This is a genomic window from Paracoccus sp. UBA5162 (assembly GCF_002413585.1).
In the GTDB taxonomy this organism is placed as follows: Bacteria; Pseudomonadota; Alphaproteobacteria; order Rhodobacterales; family Rhodobacteraceae; genus Paracoccus.
This window is the reverse complement of sequence record NZ_DHXG01000052.1, coordinates 26,906-40,093: the sequence shown is the minus strand read 5'-3', so window position 1 is coordinate 40,093 and position 13,188 is coordinate 26,906. Positions and strand designations below refer to the sequence as shown.

The following is a 13,188-nucleotide window of genomic DNA, read 5'->3' as shown; positions in this document are numbered from 1 at the left end:
CATGCAGACCAACTTCACCCCCGACCAGCTTGCCGACCCGGACACCGCGCGCAGCAACCAGATCCTGCGATCCTGCGTCCATTGCGGCTTCTGCACCGCGACATGCCCGACCTACAAGGTGCTGGGCGACGAACTGGACAGCCCGCGCGGCCGCATCTACCTGATCAAGGACATGCTGGAAAACGGCAAGGTGCCCGATGCCAGAACCGTTCTGCACATCGACCGCTGCCTGTCCTGCCTGTCCTGCATGACCACCTGTCCCTCGGGCGTGCATTACATGCATCTGGTCGATCATGCGCGCGCCTATATCGAACAGACCTATCGCCGTCCCTGGTCCGATCGGGCGCTGCGCTGGATCCTGTCGCGGATCCTGCCCTATCCGGGGCGCTTCCGGCTGGCCCTGCTGGGCGCCAGGATCGCGCGCCCGTTCCGGCGGCTGGTTCCCGATGCGCGCCTGCGCGCGATGCTGGACATGGCGCCGTCCGAGATTCCCCCGCCCAGCCGCAACGACGAGCCGCAGGTCTTCCCGGCGGATGGCCCGCGCCGCCGGCGCGTCGCCCTGCTGACCGGCTGCGCGCAGCGGGCGCTGAACACGGATATCAACGACGCCACGATCCGGCTGCTGCGCCGGCATGGCTGCGAGGTGGTGATCCCGCGCGGCATCGGCTGTTGCGGGGCGCTGACCCATCACATGGGCAGGACCGGCGAAAGCCATGCCGCGGCCGCGGCCAATATCGCCGCGCTGACAGCCGAGATCGAGGGCGAGGGTCTGGACGCCGTGGTCATCAACACCTCGGGCTGCGGAACCACGGTGAAGGATTACGGTCACATGTTCCGCAACGACGCGCTGGCCGGGGATGCGGCCCGCGTGGCCGGCCTGGCCAGGGACATCACCGAGGTGATGACCGAACTTGGCCTGCGTGACGCCACCCGCGCCGCGCCGCTGCGCGTGGCCTATCACGCGGCCTGTTCGCTGCAACACGGCCAACAGATTCGCAGCGCGCCCAAGGATCTGCTGGCGGCGGCCGGCTTTACCGTGCTGGAGCCGAAGGATTCGCATATCTGCTGCGGTTCGGCCGGAACCTACAACCTGATGCAGCCCGCCATCTCGGCGCAGTTGAAGGAACGCAAGGTCGCGACGCTGAAGGCGCTGTCGCCGCAGGTCATCAGCGCGGGCAATATCGGCTGCATGATGCAGATCGGCGGCGAGGCCGGCGTTCCGGTCGTCCATACCGTGCAATTGCTGGACTGGGCCACCGGGGGCCCGCGCCCGCGTGGGCTGCCGATCACCTAGGGGCAACGATTGCCCGGACCGGGCCGCGCTCGGATCTCGATCAGGGGCCGGATGGCGCGGATCGTGTCTGCCCGTGCCCGGTCGTCCAGCGGCAGGATCGGGCGCGGCGGCTGGGCATCGGTGAGCCCGAGATGATTGGCGATGGCATGAACCACGCGCAGGCTGCCATGGCGCTGGAACAGCGACCAGAGCGGCGCGAAACCGGCCTCGATCCGCGCCACCTCGTCGCGGCGGCCCGCTTGCGCCGCGCGAGCCAGATCCAGAGCCGGACGGGGCAGAATTCCCGCCACCACGCTGAACCAGGCATCGGCCCCCGACAGCAGCGCGGCGCTGCATCCCCAATCGCCGCTGTAGCCGACGGAAAAACCTTCCGGCGCGGCGGCCCGCAATCGCGCGATCTCGGCCCGATGATCGCCGCCGGGCGGCAGCGGCATCTTGACCGCCCGGACCCGTGGCAGGCCGGCCAGCCGGGCCAGCAGGGTCGGGCCAAAGGTGAAATGCGTCGTGCCGGGATTGTTGTAGATGCAAAGCGGCAGATCGCTGGCCTCTGCCACAGCCTGGAAATGCGCGAACACCTCGTCCTCGGTCAGCGGTGTGTAGGAAACCGGTGCCAGCAGCAGGCCGTCCGCCCCGCAGTCAGCCGCGTCCAGCGCCAGAGCCCGTGCCTCGTCGGTACGCATCGCGCCGACGCCGACGATCAGGGGCGTGCTGCCGCCCAGCCGGTCGACCGCGACCCGCAGCGCGCGGCGTCGCTGATCCCGATCCAGATACATGTAGCTGCCGGTGCTGCCCAGAAGTCCGATCGAATCGACCCCGGCCGAGGCCAGCCGCTCCAGGATGGCACCCAATGCCGCGGCCTCGATCCGGCCCGCAGTATCGGCGGGCGTGATCGGAAAGGCCGAAAGGCCGTGAAAGATGCTGCGCCTTGCCTCAAGACCCGCCGTCATGTCGTCCCCCATATCTTGGCGCCGCCCCGCCGCGTCAGTCCGCGAAGGGGGGGCGCGGCTCGTGCAGGGGATCGGCCTCGCGGCCCGATGGCAGCGTGAAGCCTGCCTGTTCCATCAGACGATCGGAATGGGTTTCGATCTCGGCCTCCAGCCGGGGCAGGAAACCTTCGGGCGGGACCCCGGTATCGATCACCGGCAGGAATTCGACCACCGGGCGGCCCGGCCGGATACCCCAGCCCTTTCGCGGCCAGAACAGGCCGGTATTCACCGCGACCGGGACCACCGGCAGATCCGTCGCGGCCCGGATCGTGGCGACGCCATGCTTGTAGTTGCGCCGCTCGCCCGGGCGCGTCCGCGTGCCTTCGGGATAGATGATCAGCTGGCCCAGTCCGTCACCCGCAAGCCGCTGGTTGATGGTGGCCGAGATCGCGCGCAGGGCATCGCGTCCCTTGCTGCGGTCGATCGGGATGCAACCCACCTTCCACGCATACCAGCCCATGACGGGAACCCGCATCACCTCGCGCTTCATGATGAAGGCACGGCGCGGCAGGGCATGGGCCAGCACCAGAATGTCGAGAAAACACTGATGCTTGGCCGCGACGATGCAATCGCCGGTGGGCGCCGTGCCGCGCACCTCGCAGGACACGCCCAGATGCAGACGCGCGGCCCACAGCAGATGGCCGATCCAGGCCGTCGCGACACGGTTTGCCCCCCTGGCGCCGCCAAACGCCACCAGCGGCAGGCCGAACAGGCCGTAGGTGACCGTCGCCAGCGCGATATGCAGATAGAACAGGGCGTTCTGCACATATTGCCACGGGCCCAGAGGGCCGGGCGTGGCATCGTCGCGCCGCGCGCTCATCGGACCGCGCCCAGCATCTTCAGCGCCGCCCAGCGGGTCGCGAAAAAGCCCACCGCGGCGGCGACGACCGGGATCAGCAGCGGCATCAGCCAGCTCCAGCCGCGAAAACCCAGACCGGTCAGGAATCCGCCCGCCGCATCCATCTCGGGCAGGGCCGCGATCGCTATCAGCCCGATCACCGTGCCCGCCGCCGATCCGATTGCCGCGCGATGGGTGAAGCGGCGCACAAAGGCCGTCGCGATGGTGATGTCGCGCGCGCCGATCAGGCGCAAGACGCGGATCACCTGCCGATTCGCGGCCAGCGCCGCCTTCGCGGCCAGCGCGATCATTGCCGCCGAGGTCGCCGCAATCAGCGCCAGCGACACGACCCCCAGGGCCCGCAGCCGGTTGGCCGCCGAGACCAGCGGCCGCCGCCACTGCGTGTGATCGTCCAGGATCGCGCCCGGCGCCTCGGCCTCCAGGCGCAGGCGCAGGCCCTCGGCGTCGAAATCGCCGCTGGCGATCGGCAATTCGATCAGCGAAGGCACCGGCAGCGCATCCACCGGCACGTCGGGGCCGAACCAGGGCGTCAGAAGATCGGCGACCTGGGCGTCGTCCAGCAGTTCCGGCGCGCCGGCGCCCGGCGTCGTGCGCAGGATGCCCATCACCGATTCCGTCAGCGCCTGCTGTTCACCCAGCGGCGCGCTGACCCGCACCGTGACCGAGCCCGCCAGTTCCGAGGACCAGCGATCCGCAAGCCGCCCGGTGGCCAGGGCCAGGGCCAGCGCGAAGACCGCCAGAAACGCCATCGCCGCGGCCGAGAACAGCGTCAACTGCGCGGTGAAGCCGGTCGGCGGCACGATCCGGTCACCCTTGCCGCCATCGCCGCGCAGAAGCTGCTGCCACAGCGCGCCCAGCTTCGGCTTGCGAAAATCCTTGCGTTTCACAGATCGCTCCCCGCCAGTTGCAACGTCCCGCCCGCGATCCGCAGCACCCGCGCCGCGACCTGGGCCTTGATCGCCCGGATCAGATTCAGATCATGCGTGGCGACCAGCACCGTCTTGCCGGATTTGTTCAGCTCGATCAGCAATTGCATCAACCGCATCGACATGTCCCAGTCCAGATTGCCGGTCGGCTCATCGGCCAGGATCAGGTCGGGCGACAGGATCACCGCGCGCGCCAACGCCGCCCGCTGCCGTTCGCCCCCCGACAGCGACGGCGGCAGCGACCGCGCCTGCTGGGCAAGCTGCACCCAGCCCAGAAGATCGCGCAGGGCCTCGATCTCGACATTCTGGCCGGCGACGCTCAGCGGCAGGGCAACGTTTTCGGCCACCGGCAGGTGATCAAGAAATTGTGCATCCTGATGCACCACGCCGACGCGCCGGCGCAGATGGGCGATGTCGTCGCGCCCGAGGCTGCCGATATCGGCGCCAAAGGCCGTGATCCGTCCCGAAGTCGGCAAAAGATCGGCATAGAGCATCCGCAGCAAGGTCGTCTTCCCCGCGCCGGACGGGCCGGTCAGGAAATGGAACATGCCCGGCTGCAGGCTCAGCGTCATGTTCGACAACAGCGCAGGCCCTCCGCGATAGCCGAAGCCGACATCCTGCATCTCGATCAAGCGCCACCCCCATTCGTTACCGGGATCCTGCTCCGGCCGCTTGGAAGCCGGACCCGCGCTTGATAGAACAGCGACAAGGCGAATGCGAGGGTCGGCATGGCGGAAATAAGGTTGATCTGTCCGGGCTGCGATGCGGAATACCGCATCCCCGAAAAGGCGATTCCCCCCGAAGGCCGCGAGGTCGAATGCAGCGATTGCGGCAGGGTCTGGCATGGCGAACGTCCGGCGCGGACCGCCGAGCCGATGGATCTGAGCCGTTTCAGCGTGGCCGAATCCGAGGCACCGGTTCCGCAAGCCCGCGTCCAGCCACCGCGCCGCCGCGTGCCCGACAACGTGCTGTCTATCCTGCGCGAGGAGGTGGAACACGAACGCCGCGCCCGCTTTCACGAGGACGGCTTAGAAAGCCGGCCGGCAGCCGCGCAGGAACCGGCAGGCGCCGGACCTGGCGCCGCCGAACGCGGCGATCCGGATTGGCCCGCGACGACGGTGACGGCCGTTCAACGCAACGCCACAGCCGACCCGGCCGCACAAATCCCGGCGGCGCGATCCGCGCAGGACATACCGACAATCGCGACGGCCCCCGCCACCGCTGCCCCGGAAGTCACGAAAAGCAGCGCCGCGACGGCCGATGGACGGCCACAACCGGCCGTGCAGGCGAACCCGACACAGCCGCGTCGTTCGGGCTATGGCATGGGGTTCGGGCTTTCGGCGATGATCGCGGCCTCGGTCGTCGCGCTTTACCTGTTGGCACCGCCGATGGCGGATGCCGGTCCCTTCGGCGCCTTTCTGATGGATCTCCGCGAGGGCCTGGATCAGGCGCGGCTGTGGCTGCAGGATCGGGCAAGCGCGCTGTTCGCCTGATCCGCTTGGCCCAAACCACGCGCGGGCTCAGAACCGGTCCAGCAGGCGGCCCAGATAGTCGCGTTCGTCCTGCGGCCGCTGACGGTCGCCGCTGCGGCGCCGGATTTCATCCAGAAGGTCACGGGCGCGTTTCGCCGGATCCAGCCCCTCGGCCAGAGGGTCGCCCGAGGTGACGACGTTGCCGTTGCCCGACCGCTGTCGCCCAAGCGGGTCCAGCATCGGCCGGCCTTCGCTGCGCATCCCGCCTCCCGGCTGTTGTCCCTGACCATCCTGCGCGCCGGCCTGCTGCCCGCCCTGCTGCTGACCCTCGCCGGCCTGTTGCCCGCTGTCCTGGTTCAGCATGTCGCCAAGCGCCCGCATCCCCTCGCGCAGCGACTGGATCGCATCGGCCTGACGCTGCAAGGCGCCGCCGGTATCGCCATCACGCAGCGCCTGTTCGGCGTCATCCATCGCGCGCCCGGCCTCGTCCAGTTGCCGCCGGGCTTCGTCCCCCTGCTCCAGTCCCTGCCCCGGCAGCATCCCGCGCTGCTGGCCCAATTCCTCCCGCAGGCCCCTCTGACGGTCGGCGAAATCCTGCGAATTCTGCGACGGCTGGCCGCTCTGGCCCTGACCGAATTGTTCCTGCATGTCGCGGAACGCCTCGTCCGACAGGCGCTGCTGTTGCCGCAGGGTATCGGCGAGACGATTCATCGACCGGTTGCCCTGACCCTGCTGGCCGCTGCCGCTGCCGCCCTGCCCCTGGGTGACCTGAAGGTTCTCCATCATCCGGTTGAACTGTTCCAGAAGCTGCTGCGCCTCGGCCATCCGGCCCTCGTTCATCAGGCGCTGGATTTCGTCCATCATCTGCTGGATCTGATCGCCGGTGATCTGCTGGCCCTGCTGGTTCTGGGCAAAGCGGTCCGACTGGTCCTGCTGGCCCTGTTCGGCCAGCATCTGGGTATAGGCGTCGGTCGCGTCCTTCAATTCGTCCATCAGCCGCTGAATCTCGTCCTTGCTGGCACCGTTGCGAATCGCCTCGGACAGCTTTTCCTGCGCCTGCTTCATCCGTTCGAGCGCATCCGACAGCCCGCCATCTTCCAGCAGCATCGCCGCCTTCCACAACGCCTCGGCCAGCTTGTCGCGGTCCTGCGCCGACAGATCGCCTGATTCGAGCATGCCGATGGCGCGCTGCAATTCCTGATACAGGGTCTGATCGACAAAGCCCTGCGGCTGCCAGGTGACCGCCCGCAGGATCTCGGCGCTGCGGCCCGCATTTTCACGCGACCACAGAAGGTCGCGCCGAATCTCGATCAGGGCGGCGGCCAGCGGGTTGAAGAACCGCTTGCCCGGCAGCAGGGTTTGCAACGGCTGGGACAGGCCGGCCTGCTCGATCCCGTCCACCGCCTCCAGCGTCAGCGTGACCGGCAGGTTCGCCCAGGGGTGCCGGGCCAGGTCCTCGACCAGTTGCCCCCGGATCTCACGCCGGTCGCCCGACCGCGGCAGCGGAAGCTGCAATTCGATCGGATCGCGCGGCTCGGGATCGACGGCAAGACCGAAGCGGCGATCGACCGAGGCCAGGTCCAGTGCGATCCGCGCCTGACCCGAGACGACGCCGTTGTCGTCCCTGGCCTGGAATTCCTGGATCAGGCGGCCATCCGCGCGTCGCGTGGGCGCCGCCCCGGCCCGGATCACCGGCGCGCGGTCGGGCAGGACGGTCACGTCAAAGCGACGTCCGGCGACCGTGATCGCGCCCGATCGTTCGGCCCGGAAACCCGGCGCCTGTCCATCATCCGAAACGGCAGGCCCGATATCCTGCGTCACCGCGGCGCCCTCGCCATAGAGGCGGAAGGTGACGGCGCTGCCTTTGGGCAGTTCCAGCACCTCTCCCTCGCGAAGCGCGTTCAGATAGATCGTTGGACGGCGGGTATAGCGCGGCGGCTCGGCCCAGCCTTCCCAGGACGGTCCTGCCGGGTCGCCCGGCGCATTGGCCAGCGGCCGCCCCATCGTCGCCGCGATGGCGCTGATCCCCTGTCCCATCTGGCCGGCGCCGCCAAAGATCAGCGCCATGGCCAGCGCCACCATCGCCGCCAGGCGCAGCGCGAAAGGATCGCGACGGGCCAGATCGGCGTCGGGGCGCACGGCCCGCGCCGCCTCGGCCCGCGCCTGCATCTGCACCAAATGCGCCCGCCACAAGGCCCCCTCGCCGCCCAGAACGGCATGATCGCCAAGCGCGGCCAGCGGTCGGCCCGGCAGGGTGCGGTCCAGACGTTCCAGCGCCTCGGACTCGCGCACCCGGCGATAGCGCAGCCCCCCGACGATCGCCGCAACGATCAGCGCGGCCATCGCCGCCCCGCCCAACCACGGCAGGGCGATCGTCGGCAAGGATTCCACGCCGCCCAGGGCAAGGACGGCGAACAGAACGGCCAGCAGCGCCAGCAGCGGCCAGAAGGCCCGCGCACCGCGCTCCCAGATCATCCCCCACCGGGTCAGACGCAGGGCCCGGCCAATCTTGCCCTTCTTCGTTGCGAAAATACCCTCGGGGGTCCGGGGGCGGACAGCCCCCGGCGGTGACGTCGGAACCGGGTGTCGCGTCAAAGCCATTCCGGGATGGTATCGCGGGACAACATTTCCTCAAATGTCGGTCTGGCGCGGATGACGGCGAAGTGATCGCCGCTGACCAGCACCTCGGGCACCAGCGGACGCGAGTTGTATTCCGAGGCCATCACCGCCCCATAGGCGCCGGCCGAGCGGAAGACGATCAGATCGCCCGCGCCCAGTGTCGGCAGATCGACGCCCTTCTGGAACGTATCGGCCGATTCGCAGACCGGACCCACCACATCGACGCGCCGGACCTCGGCTGCCACCCCCGGCTGGGCCACCGGAACGATATCGTGATGGGCGCCATACATGGCCGGTCGCAGCAGATCGTTCATCGCCGCGTCCACGATCAGGAAATCGCGACCCTCGCCCTCTTTCAGCCAGATCACCTGCGACAGCAGCACACCGGCATTGCCGACGATGTTGCGGCCGGGCTCGATCTCGATCTCGCAGCCCAGATCGCCGACCGTCTCGCGGATCACCTGACCGTATTCCAGCGGCAGGGGCGGGGCATTGTTGTCGCGACGATAGGGAATGCCCAGACCCCCGCCCAGGTCCAGCCGGGTGATGGCATGGCCATCGGCGCGCAGCGCGCGGGTCAGATCGGCGACCTTCGCATAGGCCGCGCGATAGGGATCGAGATCGGTCAGCTGGCTGCCAATATGCACGTCGACGCCCACCACCCGCAACCCCGGCAGGGCCGCCGCCTCGGCATAGACCTGGCGCGCCTTGGCGATCGGGATGCCGAACTTGTTTTCCGATTTGCCGGTCGCGATCTTCTCATGTGTCTTCGCGTCCACGTCCGGATTCACCCGGATCGCCACCGGCACCTCGGCGCCCATCGTGACGGCCAGGTCCGAAAGCGCCCGCATCTCGGGCTCGCTCTCGATGTTGACCTGCCGGATACCGCCTTCGATCGCCTGACGCATCTCGGCCAGGGTCTTGCCGACGCCGGAAAACACGATCCGCTCGCCCGGCACGCCCGCCACGCGGGCCCGCGTGTATTCCCCGCCCGACACGACATCCATGCCCGCGCCCAGATCGCCCAGCAGCTTCAGGACGGCCAGATTGCTGTTGGCCTTGACCGCGAAGCAGACCAGGTGATCGGTCCAGTCCAGCGCCTGCCGGAACAGGCCGAAATGGCGGGTCAGAGTGGCCGCGGAATAGACATAGACCGGGGTGCCGACCTCGGCCGCGATCCGCGTCAGCGGCACGTCCTCGGCGCACAGCGTGCCGTCGCGATAGTTGAAATGGTCCACCTAGAACTCCGTCGAGACGCCCATCCGGGCATCTCCCGAAATGGTGACGCGGGCGTTCTGCTCGAAGGGTTTCTTCGCCGGACGCTGGGGCGGCCCGTCCACACCGCAGGCGGACAGGAAAAGGGTGGCAATCAGCAGCAATCGTGTCATGCAAGAATCTCCTTCCAGCGGGCGATCTGGGCGCGCACCTGATCGGGCGCGGTGCCGCCATAGCTTTGCCGCGAGGCGACCGAATTGTGCACGCCCAGAACGGTGAAGACGCCGGCGCTGATCGCCGGATTGACCGCCTGCATGTCGGACAGGGTCAGATCCGGCAGGTCGCAGCCCTTCTTCTCGGCCAGCGCGACCAGCGATCCGGTGACGTGATGCGCCTCGCGGAAGGCCAGGCCGGCCTCGCGCACCAGCCAGTCGGCCAGATCGGTCGCGGTCGAGAACCCGGCCGAGGCGGCGGCCTCCAGCCGGTCGCGGTTGGCGGTCAGGTCAGACAGCATCCCCGTCATCGCGGCCAGAGCCAGCATCAGGTGATCGGCGGCATCGAAGACCTGTTCCTTGTCCTCCTGCATGTCCTTGGAATAGGCCAGCGGCAGACCCTTCATCACCGTGAACAGCGCCACCGTCGCCCCCAGGATCCGCCCGATCTTGGCGCGGATCAGCTCGGCGGCGTCGGGATTGCGCTTTTGCGGCATGATGCTGGATCCGGTGGACCACTTGTCCGACATCGACACGAAGCGGAACTGGGCCGAGGACCAGATCACCAGCTCCTCGGACAGGCGCGACAGATGGACCGCACAGATCGAGGCCGACGACAGGAACTCCAGCGCGAAGTCGCGGTCGCTGACGGCGTCCAGGCTGTTGGCCATCGGCCGGGCGAAATCCAGTGCCTTCGCCGTCGCCTCTCGGTCGATCGGATAACCGGTGCCGGCGAGCGCCGCCGCCCCCAGGGGCGATTCGTTCATCCGCCGGCGAGCATCCCGAAACCGCGACAGATCGCGGCCGAACATCTCGACATAGGCCATCATGTGATGACCCCATGTCACCGGCTGGGCGGTCTGAAGATGGGTAAAGCCCGGCATGACCCAGTCCGCGCCGCTTTCGGCCTGCGACAAGGCCGCGCGGATCAGCGCCTGCAGTCCGGCGATCGCGGCGTCGCATTGGTCGCGCACCCACAGCCGGAAATCGGTCGCGACCTGATCGTTGCGCGACCGGCCCGTATGCAGGCGGCCTGCGGGTTCGCCGATAATGTCCTTCAGCCGCGCCTCGACATTCATGTGGATGTCTTCCAGCGCCGCGCTGAACGGAAAATCACCGGTCTCGATCTCTGACAAGACCGTGATCAGCCCTTCCCCGATCGCCTTCGCATCGCTATCGCTGATAATGCCCTGCGCGGCCAACATGGCGGCATGGGCCCGGCTGCCCCGGATGTCCTGGGCGTAGAGCCGCCGGTCGAAGTCGATCGAGGCATTTATCGCCTCCATGATCGCGTCCGGCCCGGCGGCGAAACGACCGCCCCACATGCTGTTGGCGGCGTCCTTGTCCTGGGGCCGGTCGGTCATAGGGAAAGTCCTTCGGAGGTCACATGCTGCGTCTCGCCCTGCTTTATACGGCCCTGTTCATCGGTGCAAATCCCGCCTTCGCGGGCAAGGTGGACTGGCAGGCGGCGCGAGAGGCGGGGCTGGAAAGGCTGCTGCCGACCGAGAATGCGCCCGCGGTGGGCGAAACCCCCTTCACCGACCGCGACGGCCGCGAATACCGCCTGTCCGATTACAGGGGCAAGGTGTTGCTGGTGAATTTCTGGGCGACCTGGTGCCCGCCCTGCCGCAAGGAAATGCCCTCTCTGGACGCGCTGCAGGCCGAGATGGGCGGCGAGGATTTCGAGGTCCTGACCATCGCCACGGGACGCGACACGGTTTCCAAGATCGACGCCTTCTTCGATCAGACCGGGGTCCGGAACCTGCCCGTCCTGCTGGATCCCAAACAGCGGCTCGCCCGCGAAATGGGCGTCGTCGGCCTGCCGGTCAGCGTTCTGGTGGACCGCGAGGGCCGCGAAGTCGCGCGTCTGATGGGCGATGCCGACTGGTCGGGCGATGCCGCGAAACAGGTCATTCGCGAACTGACATCCGAGTGATCGCCGCGTGGCGGTGACAGGTGGTGACGTGATCGTTCACCATCCCCGTCGCCTCCATGAAGGCATAGGTGATGACCGGACCGCAGAAATTGAAGCCGCGTTTCTTCAGCGCCTTTGACATCGCAATCGATTCGGGCGTGGCGGTCGGCACCTCGGCAGAGGTCTCGAAACGGTTGAGGATCGGGCCGCCGCCGGTAAAGGACCACAGGAAGGGCGCGAATCCCTCGGCCGCTTCGATCTGCAGAAACAGGCGGGCGCCCTTTACGGTCGCCGCGATCTTGCCGCGATGACGGATGATTCCCGGATTCTGCAGTGCCCTCGCGATCCGCGCCTCGTCCCAGCCGGCCACACGTTCGGGGTCGAAACCCTCGAATTCCTCGCGAAAATTGTCACGCTTGCGCAGGATGGTGATCCAGCTCAGCCCGGCCTGAAAACCGTCCAGGACCAGCTTTTCCCACAAGGCCCGCGCATCGCGTTCGGGTACGCCCCATTCGGTATCGTGATAGGCGACGTAGAGCGGATCGGTTCCGCACCAGGCACAGCGCCCCACAACCATAGCGTTAACCCTGACTCCAGAAATCGCTGCGAATTCATCTCAGGTTAAGACATCATGGGCAAAGTGCAACAAACGACCGAAGACGAGGCTTGACGTGAAGGAAGGCACCCCACCCAGAGGATCGCCGCTGGACTATGCGATGGATCAGCAAAGCCGCATCACGCTGCCCGCCGTGCGCCTGGCGGTGGAAAAGGGCAATGGGGTCCTTGCCTATCAGCCGATCGTGCAGGCCGCCCAGCCGGGTCGGCCGGCCTTCTACGAAGGGTTGATCCGCATCATCGACGACAGCGGCCGGATCGTGCCGCTGCGCGACTTCATGCCGGTGGCCGAAACGACCGAACTGGGCCGCCAGATCGATTGTCTGTCCCTGTCGCTGGGCCTTCAGGCCCTGGCCGAGGATCCCTGCCTGCGCCTCTCGGTCAACATGTCGGCACGCTCGATCGGCTATCCCGACTGGATTCGGACGCTGCGCGACGGAATTTCGGCCGATCCGCATATGGGCGAGCGGCTGATTCTGGAGATCACCGAAAGCTCGGCCATGGGGATGCCCGATCAGGTCCGGAATTTCATGCGGGAGGTGCAGCGGCACGGGATCAGCTTGGCGCTGGATGATTTCGGCGCGGGCTATACCTCGTTCCGCTATCTGCGCGATTTCTGTTTCGACATGATCAAGATCGACGGGCAATTCATCCGCGAGATCGCCGAGCATCCGGACAATCAGGTGCTGACTCGCGCGCTGATGTCCATCGCGCATCATTTCGACATGTTCACCGTCGCGGAATCGGTGGAAACGGCCGAGGATGCAAGCTTTCTCATCGACAGCGGCATCGACTGCCTGCAGGGCTATTATTTCGGCGCCCCGACGATTGCGCCACCCTGGAAGACTCCGCCTTCGGTGGCGCGCCGCTGAGGCCGTCGTGCGGGTATCCGGCAATCCGAACACGGATCGCATGGATCGCGATCCGGCCGGGACACCGCCGGAAAACGCGCGCGCCCCGGGCACAGCCCGGCGCGGTCGCTTCCGCCGGGCCGCGCATTGCGCGACCGGTGGCGCCGCCTAGACCCTGTGACGCCGCGCAGACAGAGTAACCGTCGGCGCCGTCGGTCGCCCTG

The 13,188-nt window shown here is 67.7% G+C and carries 13 protein-coding genes; 4 read left to right on the top strand and 9 right to left on the bottom strand.

Going from position 1 to position 13,188, the window contains the following annotated elements:
• Window position 1: 1 nt before the first annotated feature.
• A complete protein-coding gene (gene glcF, locus B4A72_RS07360) occupies window positions 2-1,294 on the top strand; it encodes a glycolate oxidase subunit GlcF (protein ID WP_292959046.1) in 1,293 nt (430 codons plus the stop codon).
• Here the strand turns inward: glcF and B4A72_RS07355 are convergent.
• From B4A72_RS07355 to B4A72_RS07340, 4 genes are read right to left on the bottom strand one after another with little or no spacing between them, the layout of a single operon-like run.
• Window positions 1,291-2,241 carry a dihydrodipicolinate synthase family protein gene (locus B4A72_RS07355; protein WP_292959044.1) on the bottom strand — a complete coding sequence of 317 codons (951 nt, stop codon included), beginning with the start codon at window positions 2,239-2,241 and terminating at the stop codon, window positions 1,291-1,293. The two genes, glcF and B4A72_RS07355, sit on opposite strands and share 4 nt — an antisense overlap.
• A 34-nt stretch (window positions 2,242-2,275) precedes the next feature.
• Window positions 2,276-3,100 carry a lysophospholipid acyltransferase family protein gene (locus tag B4A72_RS07350; protein WP_292959042.1) on the bottom strand — a complete coding sequence of 275 codons (825 nt, stop codon included), beginning with the start codon at window positions 3,098-3,100 and terminating at the stop codon, window positions 2,276-2,278.
• Window positions 3,097-4,026 (bottom strand): cell division protein FtsX, encoded by a 930-nt coding sequence (locus B4A72_RS07345; RefSeq protein WP_414692193.1) that lies wholly within the window; start codon window positions 4,024-4,026, stop codon window positions 3,097-3,099. Before B4A72_RS07345 ends, B4A72_RS07350 begins: the two co-directional genes overlap by 4 nt.
• Window positions 4,023-4,697, bottom strand: coding sequence for a cell division ATP-binding protein FtsE (locus B4A72_RS07340; protein ID WP_292959040.1), 675 nt, complete (start codon window positions 4,695-4,697; stop codon window positions 4,023-4,025). The genes B4A72_RS07345 and B4A72_RS07340 overlap by 4 nt, the downstream gene beginning before the upstream one ends.
• Window positions 4,698-4,793: 96 nt before the next feature.
• Here B4A72_RS07340 and B4A72_RS07335 point away from each other — a divergent pair, with 96 nt between their 5' ends.
• Window positions 4,794-5,558 (top strand): zinc-ribbon domain-containing protein, encoded by a 765-nt coding sequence (locus tag B4A72_RS07335; RefSeq protein WP_292978283.1) that lies wholly within the window; start codon window positions 4,794-4,796, stop codon window positions 5,556-5,558.
• A gap of 27 nt (window positions 5,559-5,585) precedes the next feature.
• Here B4A72_RS07335 and B4A72_RS07330 read toward each other — a convergent pair whose 3' ends face one another.
• From B4A72_RS07330 to argH, 4 genes are all read right to left on the bottom strand, one after another.
• Complete coding sequence (locus tag B4A72_RS07330; RefSeq protein ID WP_349678619.1) at window positions 5,586-8,033, bottom strand: DUF4175 domain-containing protein; 2,448 nt, start codon at window positions 8,031-8,033, stop codon at window positions 5,586-5,588.
• A 95-nt stretch (window positions 8,034-8,128) separates the two neighbouring features.
• Window positions 8,129-9,394 carry a diaminopimelate decarboxylase gene (gene lysA, locus B4A72_RS07325; protein WP_292978281.1) on the bottom strand — a complete coding sequence of 422 codons (1,266 nt, stop codon included), beginning with the start codon at window positions 9,392-9,394 and terminating at the stop codon, window positions 8,129-8,131.
• The gene (locus B4A72_RS07320) at window positions 9,395-9,544 is read right to left on the bottom strand and encodes a lipoprotein (protein ID WP_292959032.1); all 150 of its coding nucleotides are present in this window, start codon (window positions 9,542-9,544) and stop codon (window positions 9,395-9,397) included. It lies immediately after the preceding gene.
• Window positions 9,541-10,947, bottom strand: coding sequence for an argininosuccinate lyase (argH, locus tag B4A72_RS07315; protein ID WP_292959030.1), 1,407 nt, complete (start codon window positions 10,945-10,947; stop codon window positions 9,541-9,543). Before argH ends, B4A72_RS07320 begins: the two co-directional genes overlap by 4 nt.
• Before the next feature lie 23 nt (window positions 10,948-10,970).
• On the opposite strand from argH, the gene B4A72_RS07310 reads away from it, so the two are divergent.
• Window positions 10,971-11,519, top strand: coding sequence for a TlpA disulfide reductase family protein (locus tag B4A72_RS07310; RefSeq protein ID WP_292959028.1), 549 nt, complete (start codon window positions 10,971-10,973; stop codon window positions 11,517-11,519).
• Here B4A72_RS07310 and B4A72_RS07305 read toward each other — a convergent pair.
• Entirely contained in the window at window positions 11,494-12,075 is a 582-nt protein-coding gene (locus B4A72_RS07305; protein WP_292959026.1) for a DNA-3-methyladenine glycosylase I, read from the bottom strand. The two genes, B4A72_RS07310 and B4A72_RS07305, sit on opposite strands and share 26 nt — an antisense overlap.
• A gap of 139 nt (window positions 12,076-12,214) precedes the next feature.
• Here B4A72_RS07305 and B4A72_RS07300 point away from each other — a divergent pair, with 139 nt between their 5' ends.
• Window positions 12,215-12,985 (top strand): EAL domain-containing protein, encoded by a 771-nt coding sequence (locus tag B4A72_RS07300; RefSeq protein WP_292959098.1) that lies wholly within the window; start codon window positions 12,215-12,217, stop codon window positions 12,983-12,985.
• Window positions 12,986-13,188 lie beyond the last annotated feature (203 nt).

Excerpts from the sequence above, each read along its gene's own strand:
- B4A72_RS07350 (WP_292959042.1), bottom strand. The coding sequence starts at position 3,100 with ATGAGCGCGCGGCGCGACGATGCCACGCCCGGCCCTCTGGGCCCGTGG.
- B4A72_RS07305 (WP_292959026.1), bottom strand. The coding sequence starts at position 12,075 with ATGGTTGTGGGGCGCTGTGCCTGGTGCGGAACCGATCCGCTCTACGTC.
- B4A72_RS07320 (WP_292959032.1), bottom strand. The coding sequence starts at position 9,544 with ATGACACGATTGCTGCTGATTGCCACCCTTTTCCTGTCCGCCTGCGGT.
- B4A72_RS07300 (WP_292959098.1), top strand. The coding sequence starts at position 12,215 with ATGGATCAGCAAAGCCGCATCACGCTGCCCGCCGTGCGCCTGGCGGTG.
- B4A72_RS07355 (WP_292959044.1), bottom strand. The coding sequence starts at position 2,241 with ATGACGGCGGGTCTTGAGGCAAGGCGCAGCATCTTTCACGGCCTTTCG.
- B4A72_RS07335 (WP_292978283.1), top strand. The coding sequence starts at position 4,794 with ATGGCGGAAATAAGGTTGATCTGTCCGGGCTGCGATGCGGAATACCGC.
- argH (WP_292959030.1), bottom strand. The coding sequence starts at position 10,947 with ATGACCGACCGGCCCCAGGACAAGGACGCCGCCAACAGCATGTGGGGC.
- B4A72_RS07310 (WP_292959028.1), top strand. The coding sequence starts at position 10,971 with ATGCTGCGTCTCGCCCTGCTTTATACGGCCCTGTTCATCGGTGCAAAT.
- glcF (WP_292959046.1), top strand. The coding sequence starts at position 2 with ATGCAGACCAACTTCACCCCCGACCAGCTTGCCGACCCGGACACCGCG.